Raw genomic sequence first — 24,577 nt, forward strand, 5'->3', positions numbered from 1 at the left:
ACAGGACAGGGGGCTGAGGCTTGGCTTAAGTACTTTAAGTCTTCAATTGCGAATTTAGCTTTGATACCTTGGCTTGTAATTTCCATGGTTTTAATAACAAAAGGTTTTTATAAAGGCGTTGATGAGTGGCTCAAACAGCCAATTAACGCTTTGTTACTGGTTTTGTTTTTTGCTAATAATTTGTCTCATAGCACACATGCAATTAAAGTTATTTTTGAAGATTACATTCACTGCGAGAAATCTAAATTAATCTTAATTACCATAATTGAATTTTTGGCAGTAGCATTATTTGTTGCTGTGATTTTTGCAATAGCAAATATTTATTTTAATTTTAGTGTTTAGCCACATAAGATTGAAAATTAGAAATATAAAATACCCTCTCCCGTTTACGGGGGAGGGTTAGGGTGGGGGCTATACTTGCTTAAAAAGAAATAAATATGGTTTTCTGTTTAGCCCCCCTCTTAATCTCCCCCCTTAAAATGGGGAAGAAAAAATATAAAAACCCTAATAAAAATTGATTATGAAATCTTATAATATAGTTAATCACGAATATGATGCAGTTGTTGTTGGTGCTGGCGGTGCTGGCCTTAGGGCAACGCTTGGGCTTGTTGAAAAAGGCCTTAAAACAGCTTGTATCACTAAAGTTTTTCCAACTCGTTCACACACGGTGGCCGCGCAAGGTGGCATTTCAGCAGCACTTGGCAATATGACAAAAGATGATTGGCGTTGGCACTATTACGATACCATAAAAGGTTCTGACTGGCTTGGCGATCAAGATGCAATAGAATATATGTGCAAAAACGCGGTGCAGGCGGTTATAGAACTTGAGCATTATGGCGTTCCATTCTCAAGAACTCCAGAAGGTAAGATATATCAACGACCATTCGGGGGTATGACAACTGAATTTGGTGAAGGGCCAGCGGCGGTTCGCACTTGCGCGGCGGCAGATAGAACTGGTCATTCAATTTTGCATACGCTTTATCAGCAATCTTTGAAGCATAAAGCAGAGTTTTTTGTTGAATATTTTGCTCTTGATTTAATTATGGACGAGACAGATGGAAGTTGCAAAGGCGTTGTAGCTTGGAATTTAGATGATGGTTCTATCCACATTTTCCGTGCCCATATGGTGATTTTAGCCACTGGTGGCTATGGCAGGGCTTATTTTTCTGCAACTTCAGCCCACACTTGCACTGGTGATGGCGGTGGAATGGCTATCCGTGCGGGGCTTCCAATGCAAGATATGGAATTTACTCAATTCCACCCAACTGGTATTTATGGTTCTGGCTGTTTAATTACTGAGGGTGCTAGAGGTGAAGGTGGAATTCTACGTAATTCAGAAGGTGAAGCCTTTATGGAAAGATATGCCCCTAAAGCTAAAAACCTTGCTTCTCGTGATGTTGTATCTCGTGCGATGACCATTGAAATTATGGAAGGCAGAGGCGTTGGCCCGAATAAAGATCACATCTATCTTCATCTTGATCACTTAGATCCTGAAATTCTGCATAAGCGTTTACCCGGTATTTCAGAAACTGCAAAAATTTTCGCTGGCGTTGATGTTACTAAAGAGCCAATTCCTGTGCTTCCAACGGTGCATTATAATATGGGTGGCATTCCTACAAATTATCATTGTGAAGTTGTAACGCTTGAAGGCAACAACCCTAACCATATTATTGGTGGATTAATGGCGATAGGTGAAGCTGGTTGTATTTCAGTGCATGGGGCGAATCGCCTAGGTTCAAATTCCCTTCTTGACTTAGTTGTATTTGGCAGGGCGGCGGCTTTGAGATGTGCTGAAGTTGTGAAGCCAAATTCTCCTCACAAAAGAATATCAGCAAGTGTGGTTGATAAAATTTTAGCTCGCTTTGATGCTATAAGAAATTCAAATGGCAATGTTAAAACTTCAGAAATTAGATTGATGATGCAAAAAACAATGCAGGAAAAAGCAGCGGTTTTCCGCACTGAAGAAACAATGCTTGAAGGTATTGATCAAATGCAAAAAATTTATGAGGCTAATAAAAACCTTGTTGTTAAGGATAAAGGTTTAATCTGGAATTCTGATTTAGTTGAGGCTTTGGAGCTTCAAAATTTAATTCCGCAAGCTATGGTTTCAATCGCATCTGCATTGAATAGAAAAGAGAGTCGTGGTGCCCACGCAAGGGAAGATTTCAAAGAGAGAGATGACACAAACTGGCTAAAACATACGCTCGCCTGGGTTGATGATAACGGCACAGTTAGCATTGATTACCGCCCAGTTAATATGTTCACCCTTACTGATGAGGTTGATGTTGTGCCTCTCAAGAAAAGGGTTTATTAGGTATTATATCTTATATAATTTATTTGTAGTTTTTATTAAGGATAATGTAATTATTTTTGTCCATTTGAATGGAATAAAAGATCTAATTAAAAATTGTATTCCCTGCTCGTTTGCAGGGAATACAATTCACCAGACATTTTTTTCACCTGCGGCTCCGAAGAGACCTGCAAGCATGAATGCTCCGAGTGCTGGTCCCCATGCCTGAAGGCATAGGAATACTACCATGGCTATCAAACAGATAACCATGCAAAAAAAAGTTAAGTCGAAACTTTTTTTTCCTTTTTTCATTAATATTTTAATTTTAGTTAAAGAATATTTTTAACTCTTTTCACTATACTGAAATTCTATGAGTAAATAAAGAATTCAGATAAAAAAAGAGAAATTCTCTGTAAGTTTTCTTTTATATTGATAAAACGAGGTATCAAAAGGCTTAAAATGTAATGTAATCTAATTGGAAAATCCAAAAGGAAAACAAAAACAAAAAGCAAAAAAAGAAAAATAAGGTACACCCTTAGTGTATCAAAAAAAAAACAACTAGCAAGAAATATATAAAATTTAGTTAATTTTATTGCATTGTTTGGTATATAGATATAGGCTACTTAACCATAAATTGTCACCCCGCACTTGTTGCGGGGTTAATGGTTGAAGCTATTGCTAAATCTAAGTTTTGAGCTTATCTTATGGTTAACCCCGCAATAGATGCGGGGTGACACTATAGAGGAAAAAAAGCAAAAAATTTATTAAAATCTACCTTTACCTAACGATACCTAATTTAGTGCCAAAATTCAAATTCACTTATTCTAATGATATTAAAGTAATATCTATAAAATTCAATATGTTAAAAAAATTTGAGTTTTAGGGTTTGACAATCTAGTCTTGAACCCTTAAATAAAACTCAAAATATAAGTATTTCGTATATGAAACGCACATATCAACCTAGTAATTTAGTTAGAAAAAGAAGGCACGGCTTTCGTGCTAGAATGGAAACTTTAGGTGGCAGAAAAGTTATAGCTGCTCGCAGAGCTAGAGGCAGAAAACGCCTTAGTGCTTAATTATCCTGATGCAATCAATCTCACTTGGTAGGTGTTGAGCAGTAGCTCTTAGATTGAAAGTTCTGAAAAATAATTCTTACAAGATAAGTATGTTTTGCTTGGCTTTCTCTTCATTTTTACAAACGCTAAAATGGAGCTACCAATGTTCGAAGATGAAGATTTTGAAGAAACGCAATCGCCTAAAATTCGCACTCTAAAAAATAGAAAGCAATTTTTACTATTAAGTAAAAAAGGCAATAGAATCTCTACAAGTGGCTTAGTTCTTGAGTTTGCAAAAAGGGAAATTTTTGAAGTAGAAGAAAGTGAAGCAAAAAAAATCGCAAATGACTTAACGCTAAACACTTTGCTTGATTTGAAAAACTCTAAAAATTCGCCTGAAATTGGTTTCACTGCATCTAAAAAAGTTGGCAGTGCGGTTTATAGAAATAAAGCAAAAAGAAGGCTTAGAGAGGCTGCAAGGGAAGTTCTAAAACACAATCCAAAATTATTTAAGAAGAATTATAAGTTTAATATAATCGCAAGGCACTCTGCGATTGATAGAGAATTCACAAGCCTAGTTAGAGACTTAAAATACGCATTACATAATGTTGGTTAGTCGTGTTATCATAAGCAAAAAGTTTTAATTTTGAACGATGTGATCTTGAAATTTTAATTTTCTAGATTGCTTCGCTCGCTATTGCTCTCTCGCTATGACTAGGATTGAAAAAAATATTTTCACAAATTTTCTTCTGATGAAATATCTTTTCAAATTCTATAAAATTTTTATTTCGCCTTTATTTCCGCCCAGTTGTAGGTTTCATCCAACCTGCTCAGAATATGCATCGGAATCTATTGAAAAGCATGGAATAATTAAAGGTGGAATTTTAGCAATTTATCGTATATTGAGGTGCAACCCTTGGGGTGGTTCTGGCTATAATCCGGTGCCGGAAAAAACATCAAAAAACGATAAATAAAATCAATATGGAATCAACTGCAAGATTGCTACTAGCCCTGTTTCTCTCAATGTCAGCGATATATTTGTGGAATCACTATTATGTAAATCCCAAAATAGAAAAAGCTGAAATTGCCCTCAAACAGAAACAAAAAGAGTTAATTGAACAGGAAAAATTAGATTCGCTTGACATTAATTCAGCGAATTCATTAGATAGCCTAAGCGGAGATTTTCAAGTATCCGAAGGTTTGGCAATTAAAAAAACATCTAGCAAAATTATCTCTAGAACGAAACTTATTAAAAATGATTTTTCTAAAAATTTACGAGTTAAAATTTCAACTAAAGATGTTGAAGGCTCAATAAATCTACAGGGTCTATTGCTAGATGATTTAACCTTAAAAAATTATAATGAAACTCTAAAAAATGATTCTGGAAAAGTAGTTTTGCTTTCTCCTAAAAATACTAAAGAATTGTATTTTTTAAGGTCTGGCTGGGTTTCAAAGGGTAAAGCAAATGTTAAAACGCCTGATGAAAATTCTCTCTGGAAAATTATTTCAAAAAATAAAATCCTCACTGAAAATAATCCCATAGAACTAGCTTGGGATAATGGAGAAGGCTTTATTTTTAAGCAAAAAATTTCACTAAATGAAAAATATTTGTTTGAAATTCAGCAATCAGTTTCCAATAATTCTGGGGTTAATGTTAGTCTCTCGCCATTTGCCTTAAGCAACAGAGCGGTTGAAGAAAGGGAGAATGTTTTTATATCTCACGAAGGTGCTATTGCTTATGCCGAAGACGAAATTAAGGAAGTAAAATATTCAACGCTCGCTGAAGAAGGCAAGCAGGAATTTAAGAAAACTAAGGGCTGGGCTGGTATTAGTGATAAATATTGGTTAACTTCTATCTTGCCTCAAGATAGCTCAAAAGGGCTTTTTGATATTAGGTTTAATCATTATCGCTCAAACCAAAAAGATAGATATCAAGTTGATATCTTAGGTGAAAATTTTACCTTAAAAAATGGTGAGGAACTGAACTATAAATTTAACTTTTTTGCAGGTTCAAAAAAACTTAAACTTCTTGAAAAATATTCTAAAGAGCTTGATATAAAACTCTTTGATAGGGCGATAGATTTTGGCATTTACTACATAATTACCAAGCCGATTATGGAGGCTTTGTATTTCTTCAATAAATATTTTAATAATCTTGGGCTTGCGATAATGGCACTAACAATTTGCGTTCGCTTGCTTCTATTTCCGGTTGCGAATAAGGCTTATAATTCAATGGCTAGAATGCGTAAGCACATGCCAGAAATTCAACGCATGAAAGAAAAGTATAAAAAAGATAGTCAAAAACTTGGCGTTGAGATGATGAAATATTATAAGGAGCATAAAATAAACCCTTTAAGTGGCTGTTTTCCTCTGTTTATACAAATTCCTATTTTCTTCTCACTTTATAAAGTTTTATATGTAACAATTGAAATGCGTCACGCACCTTTTTTTGGTTGGATAAAAGATTTATCTGAAAAAGACCCAACTAATATTCTGAATTTCTTTGGTTTACTGCCTTATGATGTTCCAGCTTGGCTGCCAGCGATTGGCATTCTGCCCATTTTATATACGCTAACAATGATTTTACAGCAGAAATTAAACCCACCACCAAGTGATGAAACGCAAAGAATTGTTATGGCTTGGATGCCTTGGATTTTCTTATTTGTATTTGCAAGTTTTGCTTCTGGGCTTGTGATTTATTGGATTTGGAATAATATTCTTTCCATCTTACAGCAATGGATTATTACCAAAAGAGTTGAAGAAGATAAAAAGGCTTAATATATTTTTATATGAAAAACATTCTTGTGATTGGATCTGGCGGTAGGGAACACGCCTTTGTAAAAACTCTAAAAAAATCTAAAAATATTGGTAAAATTTATGCACTGCCGAGTAATGCAGGCATTTCAGAAGATGCGATTGGCGTTGCAAATATCAAGCAAAGTGATTTTGTATCAATAGAAAATTTTTGTAAAGAATTCAGCATTGATTATGTTCTAGTTGGCCCTGAACAGCCACTTGTTGATGGTATTGTTGATTATCTTTCCGCAAGAAATATTAAAGTTTTTGGTGCGGATAAAAGTGGGGCTAGGCTTGAAGGTTCAAAAGATTTTATGAAATTTATTGCGACAAAATATAATGTTCCAACGGCGGAATATCAAACTTTTGATGATAAAGAAAAAGCTCTTGAGTTTGTTCGCAATAAAGGCGTGCCAATTGTTATAAAAGCTGATGGTTTAGCGGCTGGCAAGGGTGTTTGCGTTGCAATGAACTTGAGAGAAGCCGAAGCTGCAATCTCTGATGCGTTTGCAGGTAAATTTGGCTCTGCTGGAAATAAACTCGTTATTGAAGAATTTTTAGAAGGTGAAGAAGCAAGTTTTTTTGTAGTTACTGATGGTAAAACTGCTTTAGAATTTGGCTTCGCACAAGATCACAAAAGGGCGTTTGATGGTGATAAAGGGCCAAATACTGGCGGAATGGGAACTTACAGCCCTGCACCAATAGTTACTGACTCAGTAAAAGAAAAAATCTTCAACCAAATTATTTACCCAACTTTGAAGGGCTTGCAGGCGGAAGGCATAATTTATAAAGGTTTTTTATTCGCAGGGCTTATGATTGATAATCTCGGAAACCCTAAGTTAATTGAGTATAATATCAGAATGGGAGACCCTGAGACGCAAGTTATTTTGCCACGCCTAAAAACTGATTTGCTTGAAATTATTGAAGCAGTTTGCGATGGAAATTTAGCGGAAATCGGCAAAATAGAGTTTGAAAATAATCACGCTTTATGTGTTGTTATGGCTGCTAATGGTTATCCTGAAGTTTATGAAAAAAATTGCCCGATTGATTTATCGGATGCAAAAAATTTGAGCGATGTAACTATCTTCCACGCTGGCACTGCCCTTGATGAAAATGGTAATTTAATCTCAATTGGTGGCAGAGTGCTTGGTGTTACGGCACTTGGTGATAATATTTCAGATGCACAAAAAAAGGCTTACGAGGCTGTTAAAAAAATCAAATTTCAAAAGGGGTTTTATCGCAAAGATATTGGCTTTCGTGCTGTTAATAAATGATTAATTATTGTCTAGAGTTTGAAGTTTTATTTTCTAAATTTATTGGTGTTGGAATAAAATAATTTTCAGGTTTTTCATCTTTGATGGAATCTAAAACTAAAGGTAGCATAGCGTCTACAGCATTAGCGTAAATATTTATCATATTTTCATAATCATTGTCTTTCTTAGCCTTAACAGAGGCATTTTGGTAGGCTTCTTCTTCAATAATTTCTGTTTCAGCTAAACATAAAAAATATTGCTGCTTTAGATCGTCGTCTAAACATTTATTTGCAATAATAGGCAATTCATCAGCGTATAAATCTTGATTGTTTTGTTCAAGTTCTGTCTGTTCAGTATAAATTCTATATAAATCACTATATTTAATTAAAAGAGTTTTATATTCTTTATTATTATCAAGAGTTTCTAAGCCAATTTCATCTATCAAATTGGGTGATAAAAAATCATAAAAGTGAAGAAAAATAAAATTATCTTTATAATCTCCGCCTCTATTGCTCATATAAAGTGCTGCAGAGTAATGAATAGCATTACAAGAACCATCATCGTCATTTTGGCTTATTTCAAATTCAATTTTGTTATCTTTGCAATATTTTTGAAAGATATTCAAAACCTCTATTTTATTAAAGCTGTAAAAGCAGTTTTTACTATCATCTGATTCGTAAACAGATTCTTCAAAAGCGATTGAGGGATTTTCACTTGTTATATTCGATTCGCCTAAAGATATAATAAAATCTGGCTGAAATTCATTGGTGGCATTAAAAAACTCATTTATTTCTCTAGTTTTATCATCTGTTACTGGAAGAATAACAAATTTTATCTCGCATATATTAGTATCATACCCAATTTTTTTTATGATATCTTCGGTTATATTAATCTTGTCGTCAAAAGGTTCAAAGGCGGTAATTAATATTTTTTTCTTGGTTTCTTCCATTAATTTTATGAAATTACATTTTCTTTGCTTTTATTGAATAATCCAGGAATTAGAGGGTTTTTAAGCATATCTGCTGCGAAATTATGGCATTCTTCGCAATTTGAAAGTGCGTTGCCGGCAAGGATTAAACCAGTTGAGGCGAGCATTAAACCACCTATCATTTTTGCAGCTTCAGCTGCGGCTTTTGCATCTTCTTCTGCTTTTTTGGCAGATTCTTGTTTAAGTTGTTCTTGATTAACATTTACAGCATAACCTGCTGAATAAATATGCTCTTTAATTTGTGTGATGCTAAGGTTTGGAAATTGAGCCTGCAATTTTGAAACCCAATCATCATAGAGTTCTTTAAGTTCTTTTACATTGCTTGCAACGCCTGTTTTTAGGGCATCATTATCATCAGTTTTACCATTTGTAAGTTTAGTTAAAAAATAATCAGCTACATCACTTGGTGCTTGAATTAGAGCTTTATAAAAATCAATCCCAGCTTTAGTTAGGGTTGGGTTTTGCTTCATAATTTCAATAGGGCTAATTACTTCAAGAATTGAAGTCATTTGGTTTATTCGCGAAGCGGTAAGTTCATCAAATTCAAATTTATCTTCTTTTGTCATTTAGTAATTAAATTATTCCTATTATCATAATAACACAAAATTGTTAAAATTTCGTTAAGGTTTTATGAAAATTTCTTGCGTTAATCATACTAGGTTTGTATAGAATGAGAGCTGAAATTTTACTAAATTAATTGTAGGTTCAAAATGTCTGCGGAGCAAAATCTCAAGAAAAATACTTATGAATATGGTGCAAATGCTGCCTATATTGCTGAAATGTATGAGCTTTATTTGAAAAATCCTTCCTCAGTTTCAGCTGATTGGCAACAATATTTCTCTAGCTTCGGTGATTCCATCGCTGATTTAACCTATGATTTTATTGAAAACCCTTGGGGTAAAGATAGAACCCAAATTGTAGGTTTTACTCCTAAAAGTTTTTCCTACGATAGAAGAAGATCTGGAAAAGGCAGAAGAACGGAAGATAAGCTTGGTAAAGGTGGTGTTCCGCAAGAAGTTTTGGATTCAATCAACGCACAAATGCTTATTTCAGCTTATAGGGCGAGAGGGCATTTGATTGCAAATCTTGATCCGCTCGGGCTTAAAGTTAATCACTCCCACCCAGAGCTTGACCCTGCACGATATGGCTTCACTGATGCTGATTATAATCGTCAAATTGCAGTTGGTGGCTGGCTTGGTTATGACAAGCTTACACTTAATGAAATACTTTCAATTTTGAAGTCAACCTATTGTAATACATTTGCTATTGAATATGTGCATATTCAAAGTGAGGAAAAGAGAAAATGGCTTGAGGAAAGAATTGAAACTTCACTTGGTAAACCAAATTTATCTAAAGAGCAGAAAAAACATATTCTGAAGCTTCTTGTTGAAACGGTTGGTTTTGAGGAATTTCTTCACAAAAAATATCCCGGCACTAAACGCTTTTCATCTGAAGGTGGTGATGCATTGATGCCAGCTTGTGATGCCGTTGTAACACGAGCAGCGGAGCTTGGAGTTGAGGAAGTTGTTCTTGGAATGCCCCATCGTGGTCGTTTGAATGTTCTAACTGGCTTTATGGGTAAGCCTTATGTTGCAATGCTTTCAGAGTTTAATGGTAATCTTGCAATGCCTGATAATATTAATTCATCAGGCGATGTTAAATATCACCAAGGTTTTTCTAGTGATAAAGAATTCGGTGGCAGAAAAGTTCACCTTTCACTAACTTCAAACCCTTCACATTTAGAGGCTGTAAACCCTGTTGTTACTGGTAAAGTGAGGGCTAAACAAGATCAGAAAAAAGATAAAAATCGTGAAAAAGTTCTTGGGCTTTTACTTCACGGCGATGCAGCTTTCTGTGGGCAGGGTATTGTTGCTGAAACTTTCGCTATGTCTGAGCTTGAGGCTTATAAAACTGGCGGAACGTTCCATATTGTTGTAAATAACCAAGTTGGTTTTACAACTTCACCTGAATATGGTCATAAATCGCCATATCCAACAGATTTCGCGATGATTGTGCAAGCACCAATCTTCCACGTGAATGGTGATGATCCTGAAGCCGTAGTTCACGCTTGTTTTATCGGTGCGGAATATCGTGCGAAATTCCAGCAAGATGTTGTGCTTGATGTTTGGTGCTATCGTAAGCACGGCCATAATGAAGGCGATGAGCCTCGTTGGACGCAACCAAAAATGTATAAAGTTATTGATTCAAAAGAAACGCCTCGTGAAGTTTATGCTCAGCGTTTAATTTCAGAAGGAACTATTACATCGCAGGAATTTGAAGCGATGAAGCAAGCCTTTTATGATAGGTTGGAAACAGCTTATCAAGGTTCAAACTCATATAAGCCTGAAAAAGCCGATATGTTGGAAGGTAAGTGGAGTGGCTTAACTCAAAAATTTGGTGAAGCCGCAAAAATTGAAACAGGTGTAAATATTGAAACGCTTAGAAAAATTGGCAAAAAGCTCTCTGAAGTTCCGCAAGGTTTTAATGTTCATAAAGGCGTTGAAAGAGTTTTATCGGCCAGAAAACAAATGGCTGAAACTGGCGAAAATCTTGATTGGGCTATGGGTGAATTGCTCGCTTTTGGTTCAATTTTGCTTGATGGAAAAAATATTCGTTTCACGGGTCAAGATGTAATTCGTGGCACATTCTCTCATCGTCATTCTGGTGCTTGGGATACGCAAACGGAAGAAATTTTCTTCCCACTTAATAATATTGAGCCTAATCAAAAAGCTAAAGCTGAGATTGTTAACAGCTTACTTTCAGAATTTGCAGTGCTTGGCTATGAATATGGATATTCTCAAGCTGAGCCAAATTCCTTAGTTTTATGGGAAGCTCAATTCGGTGATTTCGTTAATGGTGCTCAGGTAATGATTGATCAATTCATCACTTCTGCTGAAATTAAATGGTTAAGAATGAGTGGCTTGGTGATGCTTCTTCCGCACGCGTATGAAGGGCAGGGGCCTGAGCATTCTTCGGCTCGCTTAGAGCGTTTCTTGCAACAATGTGCTGAGGAAAATATCATCGTTGCAAACTGCACAACGCCGGCGAATTACTTTCATATTTTGCGTCGTCAAGTTTGTAGGGATTTCCGTAAGCCATTAATTATGATGTCGCCAAAATCTTTACTTCGTCATAAACTTGCAGTTTCTAAATTGGAAGAAATGGCGGAAGGCTCAACTTTCAAGCGTGTTCTTCCTGAAATTGATAGTTTGAAAGCGGATTCTAAAATCAGAAAATTATTAATCTGTTCGGGCAAAGTTTATTATGATTTGCTTGAGGAAAGAAGAAACAAAAAGATTGATGATGTTGCAATTATCCGTTTGGAACAATTCTATCCATTCCCTGATCAATCTTTAGCGGAAGAAATTTCTAAATATAAAAATGCGGAAATTTTCTGGGTGCAAGAAGAGCCTGAGAACATGGGCGGTTGGCAGTTTGTTGATAGAAAATTGGAAAAAGTTTTGGTTGATTGCAAATCAAAATCTTCTCGCCCTCGTTACATCGGAAGGCCAGCAGCAGCTGCAACAGCTTGTGGATATATGAAAGTTCACAAACATCAGCAAGATTTACTTATAAAAGAAGCGTTGGGTTAGGAATTGGGCGTTGGGATTTAGGATTTGGGTATTGGTTAAACTTAAATTTCCTATCTCCCAATTCCTAATAATACCCTACTCCCTAAATAACCAAATCTCCTTGCCTGATAATTCTAATTTCTTTTGAGGTAAAATCAGCAACGGTGGAAGGCTTAGAAAATATGCATTTTCCGCCATCAAGGGCGTTTTGAATTTCTGTATCTTTTAGGGCTTCCATCGCTTCCTCGCAGCTAGTATTATCCTTGCCACCTGATAAATTTGCACTGGTTGCAGCAATCGGAAAATCAATCAAATCAAGCATTTCAAGTAGAGTTTTATGATTTGGGATTCTTAAACCTAGCGTGTCATTATTATTATTCAAAAAAGGTGATAAGTTAGAATTTTCCTTCTTTTTCAATACCATAGTTAAAGCTCCCGGAAGATATTTTTTTGCATATTCTTTCGCCCTTTCATCAAACTCTAAAAAATTTTCAGCAGTTTCTAGCCTTGAAACCATCACTTGCAAGGGCTTATCAAAATTTCTGCCCTTAATTTGATAGATTTTTTTCACAGCTTCGTTATTTCTTGCATCGCAAGCTATCCCATATACAGTTTCTGTTGGAATTATTATAACTTCTCCGTTATACAAACACTCAGCAATTTTATTAGGTGCAAGAATTTTCATGACTGATTATTATAAATATTTAAGAAAAATTTTGTTTTTATTTCCGGCAGAATTTGCTCATAATTTGGCAATTTTTGCCCTTGAGAATGAGTTAGTGCCTGATCAAGCGAAATATTGCAACAAAAAATTAGAGATTTCAATAGCTGGATTAAACTTTAGAAACCCTGTTGGTTTGTCAGCAGGTTTTGATAAAAATGCAAATTGTATTGGCAATTTAATGAGGCAAAATTTCGGCTTTGTAGAGGTTGGAACAACAACGCCACTTCCGCAAGAGGGCAATCCAAAGCCAAGATTGTTCAGGCTTACAGAAGATGAAGCGATTATTAATCGCTTAGGCTTTAATAATAAAGGTGTTGAAATTTTTTCTCAGAGACTAAGGCAGTGGAAATTCGGCAATTTCCTTGCAAATGATTTTTTAGTTGGTGCGAATATAGGTAAAAATAAAAATTCCCCCAATGATGCATCAGATTATCTAACTTGCTTAGAAAAAGTTTGTGGATTATGCGATTATATTACGATAAATATTTCATCTCCAAACACACCAAATCTGCGTGAGATGCAGAAGAAGGAAAATCTTGAAAGCCTTGTTAAGCCTCTGATTGCTAGAAGGAATGAAATAGTTAAAAAACTCTCTGTTAAGTCTCCGATTTTTATAAAAATTTCACCTGATGAAGATGATGAAGGGCTTGAAAATATTGCTCAAATCTGCCTTGAAAACCAAGTTGATGGCGTGATTATTAGCAATACTACAATCAAAAGAAATCTTGGAAAAAACAAAGCTTTTGCCGATAAGCACCAGCAAGGTGGTTTGAGTGGCAGGCCTTTGTTTAATCTTTCCAACAAAACGCTTGGAAAATTTTATAAAATTTCGAATGGTAAAATTCCAATTATTGGAGTTGGCGGAATTTCTACTACGGAAGATGCTTACAAAAAAATTAGGCTTGGTGCATCAGCAGTCCAGCTTTATACAAGTCTTATTTATAAGGGTTTTTCAGTGGTTAATGAAATTAATCGTGGCCTTGTTGAGTTGCTTGAAAAAGATGGTTTTAGATCCATCAAAGATGCCGTTGGTGTTGATAGTTTATAATATTTACATTAATTTAGTTTTATGAAAAATAATCCATTAATGCAAATTCCTTTTGAGAATAATGGTGTGCCACCTTTTGATAAAATTAAGGCGGAGCATTTTTTGCCAGCTCTTAATGAAGCAATGAAAATTGGCAAAGCGGAGATTGAAGAAATCAAAAAAATTCCTAATCCAAATTTTGAAAATGTAATTGAAGCAATGGAAAAGTCAGGTGAGTTGCTCAATTATGTTTCCTCAGTTTTTTATCATTATGATAGTGCGGTTAATAATGATGAAATTCAAAAAATTGCTCTGGAGTTCAAAACAAATTTAACAAAACACTATAGCGATATTTCTCTGGATTCCCTGCTTTTTAAGCAAATTAAAGCGGTTTATGATAAGAAAAATGAATATAATTTAAGAGAAGAAGAAGAAATTTTGCTTGATGATTCTTACAAATCTTTTGTTAGAAATGGGGCGTTACTAAATGATAATGATAAGGAAATCCTCAGAAAAATTGATGAAAACCTTGCGGAGCTAACTAACAAATTTGGTGAAAATTTATTAGCTGAAACTAATAAGTTTAAGCTATTTATTAATGATGAATCTGAGCTTACAGGCCTGCCAGAAGGTGCAAAAACTCAAGCAAAAGAGGCCGCTGATGAAGAAGAAAATGCGGAAGGAAAATATCTTTTTACCCTTCACGCACCAAGTGTTGTGCCAGTTTTAACCTATGCTGAAAATCGTTCTTTACGAGAAAAAATCTGGCGAGCTTTTTCTACAAGGTGTAAATCAGGTGAGTTTGATAATAAGCCTGTATTGCTTGAAATTGTTAGGCTTCGCGATAAGAGGGCAAAACTTTTAGGCTATAAAAATCACGCAGAATATGTTTTGGAAGAAAGAATGGCAAAAAATTCTGCAAATGTCATTTCAATGATAGAAAATTACAAAAATATTGTTAGGAAGCCTGCCGAAAAAGAACTTGCAGAGCTTAAAGAATTCGCAAAATTAAAATATAATGCTGATGAGATAAAACCTTGGGATATCGGCTTTTACGCTGAAAAACTTAAAGCAGAAAAATATGGTTTTAATGGCGAAATGCTAAGGCCATATTTTCAATTTGAAAAGGTTAGAAATGGTGCTTTTGAAGTCGCTTCAAAACTTTATAATTTAGAAATTTCTCAAGCAAAAAATTATCCAATATACAATGATGATGTTGAGGTTTTTGAGGTAAAAGACGCTGAAACTAAGGATTTAATAGGAATTATTTACACTGATTACTTCCCTCGTAAAACCAAGCGTGGCGGTGCTTGGATGGATAATTATATAACGCAAGGCAGGCTTGAAAACGGCAAAAGAAAGCCACCAGTGATTGGTAATCACGGCAATTTCACCAAGCCTACAAAAGATAAGCCTTCACTGCTAACAATGGAAGAGGTACTTACGCTTTTTCACGAGTTCGGACACGGGCTTCACGGGTTGCTTTCAAACACGAAATATAAATCACAAGCTGGAACTTCTGTTAAGTGGGATTTTGTTGAGCTTCCCTCGCAAATTATGGAAAACTGGGTTAAAGAAAAGGAAGTGTTGGATTTATTTGCAAGGCATTATGAAAGCGGTGAGCTAATTCCTGTGGATTTAGTGCAGAAAATGAAAGATGCTGATAATTTTAGGGCAGCAAGTGCATTTTTAAGGCAGATGCAACTCTCTCAATTAGATATGGCTTGGCATATGGTATCGCCTGAAAATATTTCTGATGTAGAAAAATTTGAATATGAAACTTGTAAAGATTTTTATTTACTAAATCCTGAAGGCTCGCTTAATTCAACCAATTTTTCCCATATTTTTGATGGTGGATATTCCGCAGGATATTATAGTTACAAATGGGCGGAAATACTAGATGCTGATGCGTTTGAAGCCTTCAAAGAAAATGGCTTATTTAACAAAGAAATCGCAAAAAAATTTAGGCAATTACTTGCAAGTGGTGGCTCAAAAGACCCAGAAAAATTATACATATTATTCAGGGGTAAAAAGCCAGACCCGAACGCTTTACTAAGAAGGGAAGGGTTGGTTTAGCCTAGCTAGTTTTGCGATGCCAAGTGCGGTGAGTTCCTTTTCTTTGCTGATTTTAATTTTGTGTTGCAGGTAAGATTTTTGCATCTGCATTAAGATTTTACTTGCGGAAACTCCGCCATCAATTTTTATTTCATTTATTTTAATTTTTGTATCTTTCTCAACCAAATTAATCATATTTTTTACTTGTAAACATAGTGCTTCATAGGCAGCAAAGGCTACATCAGCCCTCGTATTTGCAAGGCTAATTCCTGAAATTGAAGCTCTTTTATGCATATCCCAACTTGGGCTTGCCTCTCCAGAAAAACAATTTTCAAATTTAATACCAGAAGAATTTTTTACAGAAGAAACCAATTTATCAAGCTCTTTCGGGTTTTCTGCGATGGCTAGATTTTTTACCAACCAATTAATCATTGAGGCACAATCATAAATACAGCCTTCTAAAGCGTAAGTAATTTTATTATCAATCCCCCAGCCGATAGTAGTTAAAAAACCATTTTTAGAGTGAATTATTTTTGAGCCAATATTTGCTAACAAAAAACAACCAGTGCCGTAAGTGATTTTTGTATTGCCAGCTTTCAAACAATTATGGCCATATAAAGAGGCTTGCTGATCCCCTAAAATAGCAGTAATTGGTATTTCTGAGCCAAAAAATTTCTTGTCTATATTGCCAAAATGATGGGAGGAATTTTTAACCTCTGGTAGAATTTCTTTTGGAATGGCAAAAATTTTTAGCAATTCACTATCCCATTCAAGGGTTTTGATATTGAATAAAAGCGTTCTTGAGGCATTGGAATAGTCAGTAAAGTGAGATTTTCCATTAGTTAACTTCCATAAAAGCCAACTATCAACTGTTCCGAATAAAATATTTTTTGTCTTAGGTTTTAGCTTTTGTAAAAGCCAATTTATTTTTGTAGCAGAAAAATAAGGCTCAATTTTTAGACCTGTTTTTTCATTTATAATTTTAGAAAAACCTTTATTTACAAGAGTATTACAAAGTTTTTCAGTTCGTCTATCTTGCCAAACTATCGCATTATAGATAGGTTTTTGGGTGTATTTATCCCAAATTATTGTGGTTTCTCGTTGGTTGGTAATTCCAATTATTGAGATATCTTGTGCTGATAAATTTTCTTTATTCAAAACATCTTTAATGGCTTTAATGGTGTTTTGGAAGATTTCATCTGCGTTTTGTTCAACTAGATTTTCATCAGGGTAAATTTGCGTTATAGGATATTGTGAGTAAGAAATTTTTTGATTTTTTGAATTAAATAATATTGCTCGCAAGCTAGAAGTTCCGATATCTAAAGCAATTACATAATTTTCTTTTTTCATAAAATATCAATTGTTTTTGAAAAAGCCATTTTGGCAAAATTTTATAAAGTAATCTTGGATTTTTTTTGCTAAAATTTCTTCTTCAAAATTAAATTTTTTTCTAAGTAAATCTATCGCTTGATTTAGATCTTCTGATTTTTGCAAAAATTTTAGAAAATAAAACTCGTCTTTTGTAAGATTATGGCGTTTTACCTCATTATTATCACGCACAATAAAAATATATGAAGTAATTTTTTTAACCTCTGATTGATTATTTTTCCTAAATTCACTCAAATAATTTTCAACATTATAAATATATTTTTTTATAGAATGTGCAGTTCTTAAAGAAAACTTATTTTCTAAAAATGCGTCATCTGAAAATTTTGCTAAATCTTGAAGTGTAAGGGCAGGGCTATCTTCAGCTTGAAAAACCTTTATAATTTCTGATTCTAAATCTGCAATTTCTGAAACAATTTTATCAGGGTAGTTTTTCTTAATAAAATTTGCAAATTTGACTGGGTAAAAATCCAAATTATAAGATTTTGAGGGCGTTTTTCTTATATAAGAATTAACTAATTGGTGAAAATCGGATAATTTATTTTGCTGAACAAAATAATTTTCTGTTGTTGGATAATCATCAATAATTGCTTTGCTAAGCCTTTCTTTGTAGCCGTAAATATAAATATCAAGATGTTTTGACGCTTGATTTGAGCTGCTTTTAAGGTTTTTGGTTATCAAATCTTTATCATTATTGATAACTGCCTCAACCAAATTTTTTAGAATTTTTTTATTCATATTTTTTTAATCAAAGGCAAAGTTTTTTGGCTTTTAATAATTCACTTTCTAAAACCTCAAACAAAGGAATGTTGTTATCCCACTCTATCATTGTTGAAATTCTGCCCTTTTGATGGGTGGCGTATTGATATAAATCCCAAACTTTATCAATCACAAAATTATCGTGAGTATCAATAATCACATCACCTTTATTTGTGTGTCCAGCTAGGTGAATTTGAACAATTCTCTCAGCGGGAATAAAATCTATATATTTTTTTGCATCAAATTTATGATTAAAACTGCTAACGAAAACATTATTCACATCAAGCAATAAGCCACAATCTGCTTTTTCTGCAAGTTCTGCTAAAAATTGATGCTCACTCATTGTTGAATTTTCAAACTCAATATAACTTGAAGGGTTTTCAAGAATTATATTTCGCTCAAGATAATCTTGCACAATTTTAATTCGCTCAGCAATATGCGATAACATCTGCTTATTATAAGGGATTGGGAGTAAATCGTGGGTGTTAATATTATTAAAACCAGTATAGCATAAATGATCTGAAATCCATTCGGGGTTGATTTTTTCAGCGAGGTTTTTTACTTTTTTTAGATATTCAAAATTGATTTTATCAAAGCCACCTATAGAAAGAGAAACTCCGTGCATTACAAGCGGATACAACTCCCTAATGTCCTGTAGAAATTCAATATAACCTGAATGCGAATCGATATAATTTTCAGTTATAATTTCAAACCAATCAATTTTAGGCTTGTTTTGCAAGATGTAATCGTAGTGGCTAGCCCTTAAACCAAGCCCAAAACCTAGAAATTTATAACCAAATTTATTCACACATATTATGAAAATTTTTTCATCACTAAACTTACATTTGTGCCACCAAAACCGAATGAATTGCTAACCACGCAATTAACTTTTCGCTCTTTAGCTTTATGTGGAACTAAATCAACGCCAGCCGTTGCATCTTCAGGGTTTTCAAGGTTTAGAGTAGGCGGGCAAATTTGATCCCTCATCGCAAGGATTGAGAAAATTGCCTCTACTGAGCCAGCAGCACCAAGTAAATGCCCAATCGCCGATTTAGTTGAAGACATTGAAACATTGCTGATATGAGATCCGAGAAGCCTTTTAACAGCACCAAATTCAATTAAATCACCCATAGGTGTTGATGTGCCGTGAGCGTTGATATAGTCAATCTCCTCAGGATTGATTTTTGCACTGCGAACTGCATTTTCCATCGCATCAAAAGCACCCCTGCCTTCTGGGTGTGGTGAAGTGATGTGATATGCATCGCCGGATAAGCCATATCCAATCACTTCTGCGTAAATTTTTGCACCTCTTTTTTTCGCATGTTCTAATTCTTCAAGAACAACAATTCCAGCACCTTCACCCATTACAAAGCCGTCTCTGCCTTTATCCCATGGCCTTGAGGCTTTTTCTGGGGTTTCATTGTAAGAAGTTGATAACGCCCTTGCAGCTGAAAATCCCGCTATACCAACAGGGCAGATTGTAGCTTCAGATGAGCCAGCTATCATAACTTCGGCATCACCATACGCAATTAACCTTGCTGCATCACCGATTGCGTGGCCGCCTGTTGAGCAAGCCGTTACAACTGAGTGATTTGGCCCTCTAAAGCCGTATTTCATTGATACATGGCCAGAGGTTAAATTAATTAATGTTGATGGAATGAAAAATGGGCTTAGCCTTTTCCAGCTTGATTCCTTAACAATCTGCACGCCCCTTTCAATTTCAGGCAAACCACCAATGCCAGAGCCAATCATAACGCCAGTTCTTTTTTGAGAATATTCATCTTCAGGCTTCCAATTTGCATCTTCGATAGCTTGAATAGCAGCGGAAATTCCATAGATTATGAAATCATCCATCATTTTTTGATCTTTTTTAGAAACCCATTTTTCAGCAGAAAATTCTCCTTCATTTTCACCAAGCGGAACTTCAGCGGCAACTTGGCACGGCATTGAAGTTGCATCAAATCTAGTGATTTTTTTTAGTGCAGATTTTCCAGCGATAAGCGATTTCCAAGTTTCTTCAACACCACAAGCAAGTGGAGTAACCATTCCAAGACCAGTAACAACAACTCTTCTCATAAAAAATAATATTAGTTAATAATCAAAAAAAAACCCCGCATTTTAAGCGAGGTTTTTCTAAAATATATTCATCAAAAAGACAAATTATTTTGTAGCCTGTTCAATGAAGCTAACAGCGTCATTAACGGTTGCGATTTTTTCAGCAGCTTCATCAGGAATTTCAATATTAAATTCTTCTTCAAAAGCCATAACTAACTCAACTTGATCAAGGCTATCAGCACCTAAATCATCAACGAATGAAGAAGTATCTGTAACTTTCTCTTCATTAACATCTAAGTGTTCAGCAACAATCTTGATTACTTTAGCTCTAATATCGCTCATAAAATCTCCTTTTTGTTCGTAATATATTCAACCTTAATTTAGTTGAAATTAGTTAAACTAATAAGTTAAATCCAAATGGATATTATTTACATCGTTTATGTTGTCAAGCTAGTAATAGATAAAATAAAAATCAACAAGTTTTTTTGTGTAAATTTTACAACAAATAATTTTCTAATAAAAATAATAATAATTTTGATCGTTATCTCCAGCTTCAACTGAGGGTGTTGGGGTTGGAATATCTTCTAATGCACCTTCCTCTTCAGCGGGAGAAATATATTGCTGAGTAGGAAATCCGTTTGGGTTGTATGAATTCAAGGGGCGATAATATTCGTCATAGTCTGAAACAACAGAAGGTGTTGGAACGGGAATATACATTTCTGAAGCAGGTGCGGTATATTGAATTTTGCCTTCAGGAGCGTATGAGCCAAGCGGACGATATGAAGAATCATAATCCTCAGTGATGCTTGGGGTTGGAATAGGAATATCATCAATGGATTTTTGATTTTTCTTAGAATTTCTATCTACAAAATTTTTTGGCATTATATATTGCTCATCATTATCTTGAAGCCCTGAGCTTGACGGAACTTGAAGGTTTTTTAATGATTTTCTTTCGTAAATTTGATTAACTTTATTTAGAACGCTTGGTGGATATTTAGTGTAAGTTGAATCATTATCTTGATAAAACTCAACTTGGTTTTGAGGCATTATAGAAGGTTGTTGATAATTTTGGTTTTGATAATTTGGTGGTGCTTGCTGATTTTGATAATTTACCGCGTTTATGTAAGGATTTTGATTGTTAGGATAATAATTTGCGGGTCGTCTTAAATTTTTTTTTTCTTCAGAAAAATTTTCAGCAGAATTTAGGCTTTTTTTTTCCGTCGGGAAGTTTTGATAGTAACCCTGCGGTTGCCCTTGATATGGTGGATATTGCATTTGCTGAGGTTGCTGTTGAAATTGCTGAGGAAATTGTTGTTGCGGTTGCTGAAATTGTTGAGGTTGAATCATTTGAGGTTGAAATTGTGGTGCAATCTGCTGTTGAGGTTGCATAGGAATTTGATATTGCTGTGGTTGAGGTTGAGGCTGATAATATTGAATTTGCTGTGCTGGCATTACAGGTTGTTGTGGCTGAATAATTTGTTGTTGATATTGCGGTGGCATTGCAATTTGTCCACCAAGCTTTTGCTGTGAGGCAATCTGCCTATTAATTTGTGCTTGATCAACAATTACTAAGTTTGAAATTATTCGGCTAACCCCAGGTGATTGCCTTGTGCTTTGGATTATTTTATCTGCTGTTTTAGCATCTGGAACTCTACCATGAAGAATTACAACACCATTTTTAACTTCGGGATAAACCGCTAATTGTTGATCTACCGCTCCAGCTATAAGCCTCTGATTGATTTCGTTAGCAACATTTTTATCTGCTTCGTTAGTGGCTTTTTGTTTTTCTTCCATTTCTCTGCGAACTTCAACAAGTGCTTCATTTTTTATTCTAGCTTCACTACGTTGACCAGCTTTATTGCCAAAAAAATATGCGAAGGTTCCAGCTAAGCCACCCACTGCGGCTGCTACGCAACCTTGAAGGTATAGGCAAATAATGAATATAGAAATTATTTTTGATAAACTCTTCTTCACAACAAACTATTCTTAAACTATTCTTTACAAGATTAAATTTAATTAATATGAGTGAATTATAACCTAGAAAGTGTTAATAACAAGTTAAAGAAACAAAATATTTTTATGACAAAAGCAAAAATTCAGGACTTTCCATCAAATGCTCCAGTTTTAGAGAGAAACTTAGCTCTTGAAACCGTTAGGGTTACTGAAGCTGCAGCCCTTGCATCAGCAAAGTGGACAGGGCTTGGAAGTGAAGATAATGCTGATCAAGCGGCCGTTGATGCAATGCGAAAAGCCCTCAACACTATAAATATACAAGGCACTATCGTTATTGGTGAAGGCGAAAGGGATAAAGCTCCAATGTTATATATTGGTGAAAAAGTTGGCACTGGAACTGGGCCAGAGGTTGATATTGCACTTGATCCACTAGAAGGCACAACAATTTGTGCGACAGGAACGCCAAATGCTTTGTCAGTAATAGCAATCGCTGAAAAAGGCGGTTTCCTTAATGCTCCTGATGTTTATATGGAAAAAATTGCAGTAGGTGGTGGGCTTCCTAAAAATGTTATAAATTTAGATGATAAAATTGAAACTAACCTCAAAAACCTTGCAAAAGCAAAGGGTTGCGATGTTTCTGAATTAATGGTGGTAATTCTTGATAGGCCTAGGCACGAGGAATTAATTGCTAGAGTGAGAGAGCAAAAAGCTAGAATACAACTTATTGGTGATGGTGATGTGGCTGGAATTATCGCAACTACTCGCTCTGAAAGTGGTGTTGATATGTATGTTGGTATTGGTGGTGCGCCGGAAGGTGTTTTAGCTGCTGCTGCACTCAAATGTGTTGATGGGCAAATGCACGGCAGGCTTTACTTTAAGGGGGAAAAGGTATCAGATGAACAAGTTGAAAGAGCAAAATTAATGGGTATCAAAGATTTGAATAAAATCTATACAATAGATGAAATGGCTAAGGGTGATGTTATGTTCTCCGCAACTGGTGTTACAACAGGCTGGATGTTACAAGGCGTTAGAAGAATTGGTGCAAGTTCGGCACTAACTCATTCTTTAGTTATGCGTTCTCGCACTGGAACTATAAGATTTGTTCAAACCGAGCATAATTTCGCTAGAAAGAAATTGTAAGCTAACAAATTATAATGTCATTTCGAGCTTAGCGAAAAATCTAGTTCAGGTTTAGTAATTACTAGATATCTCACTTTGATCGATATAACAAAATCAAATTCTAAAACAAAAAAATCATTATGGAAAATAAAACAATTATTGGTGCTGAGGAATGGGTTTCCTTTCCTTCGCTTAATATTCCTGCAGTAAAAGCAAGAATTGACTCAGGTGCAAAAACTTCTTCTCTGCACGCTTATAATATTGAAATTAAACAGGTTGAAGGCAAGAATTTTGCCTTTTTTGATATACACCCATTACAAGCAAGTAAGGCTGTTACAATAAAATGTAAGGCGGAATTAGTTGGTGAAAGAAGTGTAAAAAGCTCAAGTGGTCATTCTGAAAAAAGATATGTAATTAAAATTCCAATCAAACTTGGTGCTGATGTTTGGGAAGCTGAAATAACCCTCACAAACCGCGATAATATGGGTTACAGAATGTTACTTGGGCGTGAGGCTATGCGAGGTAAATTGCTCGTTGATCCTGACAAACATTTTGAGCTTGGTAATTACTCAGATGACCAAATGGGTAAGTTTTACAACCATATTAGAAGAACCGATCAAAAACTAAAAATAGTGGTTTTAGCTTCTAACCCTGAATTATATTCTAACAAAAGAATTATGGAAGCTGGCCTTCAAAGAGGTCACGAGATGATTTTTGTGAATATAGCTCAGTGTTATATGAATGTTAGCTCAAATGGCTCAGTGCATATTAGGGGTGGTGAGGCAATTACTGATGTTGACGCGGTAATTCCAAGGATAAAGCCAGCGATGACCGCTTATGGTTGCTCAGTTTTAAGGCATTTTGAAACTCTTGGTGCTTATTGCCTTAATGACGCAATTTCAATTACTAGGGCGAGAGATAAACTTCGTGCTTTGCAATTAATGGTATGGAAGGGTATTAACATTCCAACTACTGGTTTTGCGGATTCCCCAACTGATACCAAAGATTTAATTAAAATAGTAGGTGGTGCGCCGCTTGTAATCAAGCTATTAGAAGGAACGCAGGGCAGGGGAGTTGTGCTTGCTGAAACCAGTAAAGCGGCGGAATCCGTTATAAATGCATTCAAATCAGTTAATGCTTCAATTTTAGTGCAAGAATTTATTAAAGAAGCTGGCGGAACTGACCTTAGATTATTCGTTGTTGATGGTAAAATCGTAGGTGCAATGCAGAGGAAAGCTGCCGAAGGTGAGTTTAGAGCAAATGTACATTTAGGTGCTTCAGTAATGGAAATTAAGCCAACTCTAGAAGAAAGAAAAATGGCTAAAAAGGCGGCTAAAGTTTTAGGTTTGCAAGTTGCTGGCGTTGATATAATACGCTCGTCTAAAGGGCCAAAAATCCTAGAAGTAAACTCCTCTCCGGGGTTACAGGGTATTGAAAAGGCAACTGGCGTTGATATCGCCTCAACTATGATAGAAGCCATTGAGAAGAAATTGTTGTAAAATTGGCATTGCTAACGAAGTATATATTTAAGCTCCATAATCGATA

Annotated in this window: 21 protein-coding genes; 12 read left to right on the forward strand and 9 right to left on the reverse strand. The window is 35.1% G+C overall.

Translation table 11 applies throughout. From position 1 onward, the window contains the following. The 7 genes from sdhD to purD form a co-directional block, all read left to right on the forward strand. A partial coding sequence (sdhD, locus tag SFT90_02440; protein ID MDX1949342.1) for a succinate dehydrogenase, hydrophobic membrane anchor protein occupies positions 1–342 on the forward strand: 342 nt, incomplete at its 5' end. A 175-nt stretch (positions 343–517) separates the two neighbouring features. Beyond that, complete coding sequence (gene sdhA / locus SFT90_02445; GenBank protein ID MDX1949343.1) at positions 518–2,314, forward strand: succinate dehydrogenase flavoprotein subunit; 1,797 nt, start codon at positions 518–520, stop codon at positions 2,312–2,314. 917 nt (positions 2,315–3,231) lie between these two features. Continuing rightward, positions 3,232–3,366, forward strand: a complete 135-nt coding sequence (gene rpmH, locus SFT90_02450) for a 50S ribosomal protein L34 (protein MDX1949344.1) — start codon at positions 3,232–3,234, stop codon at positions 3,364–3,366. Between the two features lie 142 nt (positions 3,367–3,508). Next, positions 3,509–3,961 carry a ribonuclease P protein component gene (gene rnpA, locus SFT90_02455; GenBank protein ID MDX1949345.1) on the forward strand — a complete coding sequence of 151 codons (453 nt, stop codon included), beginning with the start codon at positions 3,509–3,511 and terminating at the stop codon, positions 3,959–3,961. A 94-nt stretch (positions 3,962–4,055) separates the two neighbouring features. Then, complete coding sequence (gene yidD / locus SFT90_02460) at positions 4,056–4,319, forward strand: membrane protein insertion efficiency factor YidD (GenBank protein MDX1949346.1); 264 nt, start codon at positions 4,056–4,058, stop codon at positions 4,317–4,319. A gap of 7 nt (positions 4,320–4,326) precedes the next feature. Continuing rightward, positions 4,327–6,123 carry a membrane protein insertase YidC gene (gene yidC / locus SFT90_02465; protein ID MDX1949347.1) on the forward strand — a complete coding sequence of 599 codons (1,797 nt, stop codon included), beginning with the start codon at positions 4,327–4,329 and terminating at the stop codon, positions 6,121–6,123. Positions 6,124–6,134: 11 nt separating this feature from the next. Then, positions 6,135–7,415, forward strand: coding sequence for a phosphoribosylamine--glycine ligase (purD, locus tag SFT90_02470; protein MDX1949348.1), 1,281 nt, complete (start codon positions 6,135–6,137; stop codon positions 7,413–7,415). Between the two features lie 4 nt (positions 7,416–7,419). Here the strand turns inward: purD and SFT90_02475 are convergent, their stop codons facing one another. Next, positions 7,420–8,343: a hypothetical protein gene (locus SFT90_02475; GenBank protein MDX1949349.1), complete on the reverse strand. Its 924-nt coding sequence runs from the start codon at positions 8,341–8,343 to the stop codon at positions 7,420–7,422. 5 nt (positions 8,344–8,348) lie between these two features. Further along, the gene (locus SFT90_02480; GenBank protein MDX1949350.1) at positions 8,349–8,948 is read right to left on the reverse strand and encodes a hypothetical protein; all 600 of its coding nucleotides are present in this window, start codon (positions 8,946–8,948) and stop codon (positions 8,349–8,351) included. 144 nt (positions 8,949–9,092) lie between these two features. Between SFT90_02480 and SFT90_02485 the strand changes: the two genes are divergently transcribed. Beyond that, complete coding sequence (locus tag SFT90_02485) at positions 9,093–11,975, forward strand: 2-oxoglutarate dehydrogenase E1 component (protein MDX1949351.1); 2,883 nt, start codon at positions 9,093–9,095, stop codon at positions 11,973–11,975. 82 nt (positions 11,976–12,057) lie between these two features. Here the strand turns inward: SFT90_02485 and SFT90_02490 are convergent, their stop codons facing one another. Next, on the reverse strand, positions 12,058–12,639 hold the full coding sequence (locus tag SFT90_02490) for an L-threonylcarbamoyladenylate synthase (protein MDX1949352.1): 582 nt from the start codon (positions 12,637–12,639) through the stop codon (positions 12,058–12,060). Here SFT90_02490 and SFT90_02495 point away from each other — a divergent pair. Then, positions 12,638–13,726 carry a quinone-dependent dihydroorotate dehydrogenase gene (locus tag SFT90_02495; GenBank protein MDX1949353.1) on the forward strand — a complete coding sequence of 363 codons (1,089 nt, stop codon included), beginning with the start codon at positions 12,638–12,640 and terminating at the stop codon, positions 13,724–13,726. The two genes, SFT90_02490 and SFT90_02495, sit on opposite strands and share 2 nt — an antisense overlap. A 21-nt stretch (positions 13,727–13,747) precedes the next feature. Beyond that, positions 13,748–15,781, forward strand: coding sequence for a M3 family metallopeptidase (locus tag SFT90_02500; protein MDX1949354.1), 2,034 nt, complete (start codon positions 13,748–13,750; stop codon positions 15,779–15,781). Here the strand turns inward: SFT90_02500 and glpK are convergent. From glpK to SFT90_02530, 6 genes are all read right to left on the reverse strand, one after another. Then, positions 15,758–17,110, reverse strand: a complete 1,353-nt coding sequence (gene glpK, locus SFT90_02505; protein MDX1949355.1) for a glycerol kinase GlpK — start codon at positions 17,108–17,110, stop codon at positions 15,758–15,760. The two genes, SFT90_02500 and glpK, sit on opposite strands and share 24 nt — an antisense overlap. A 6-nt stretch (positions 17,111–17,116) precedes the next feature. Beyond that, on the reverse strand, positions 17,117–17,884 hold the full coding sequence (locus SFT90_02510; GenBank protein MDX1949356.1) for a putative DNA-binding domain-containing protein: 768 nt from the start codon (positions 17,882–17,884) through the stop codon (positions 17,117–17,119). A 10-nt stretch (positions 17,885–17,894) separates the two neighbouring features. Beyond that, entirely contained in the window at positions 17,895–18,713 is an 819-nt protein-coding gene (locus tag SFT90_02515; protein ID MDX1949357.1) for a DUF692 domain-containing protein, read from the reverse strand. A 5-nt stretch (positions 18,714–18,718) separates the two neighbouring features. Continuing rightward, positions 18,719–19,981, reverse strand: a complete 1,263-nt coding sequence (gene fabF, locus SFT90_02520; protein MDX1949358.1) for a beta-ketoacyl-ACP synthase II — start codon at positions 19,979–19,981, stop codon at positions 18,719–18,721. Between the two features lie 84 nt (positions 19,982–20,065). Next, positions 20,066–20,302, reverse strand: a complete 237-nt coding sequence (locus SFT90_02525; protein MDX1949359.1) for an acyl carrier protein — start codon at positions 20,300–20,302, stop codon at positions 20,066–20,068. Between the two features lie 171 nt (positions 20,303–20,473). Continuing rightward, positions 20,474–21,934, reverse strand: coding sequence for a BON domain-containing protein (locus tag SFT90_02530; GenBank protein ID MDX1949360.1), 1,461 nt, complete (start codon positions 21,932–21,934; stop codon positions 20,474–20,476). A 105-nt stretch (positions 21,935–22,039) separates the two neighbouring features. Between SFT90_02530 and glpX the strand changes: the two genes are divergently transcribed. Both glpX and rimK read left to right on the forward strand, forming a co-directional pair. Then, positions 22,040–23,053, forward strand: a complete 1,014-nt coding sequence (gene glpX / locus SFT90_02535; protein MDX1949361.1) for a class II fructose-bisphosphatase — start codon at positions 22,040–22,042, stop codon at positions 23,051–23,053. Positions 23,054–23,172: 119 nt separating this feature from the next. Beyond that, complete coding sequence (rimK, locus tag SFT90_02540; GenBank protein ID MDX1949362.1) at positions 23,173–24,531, forward strand: 30S ribosomal protein S6--L-glutamate ligase; 1,359 nt, start codon at positions 23,173–23,175, stop codon at positions 24,529–24,531. Positions 24,532–24,577 lie beyond the last annotated feature (46 nt).

It is taken from the genome of Rickettsiales bacterium (genome assembly GCA_033762595.1).
Lineage (GTDB): Bacteria > Pseudomonadota > Alphaproteobacteria > Rickettsiales > UBA8987 > JANPLD01.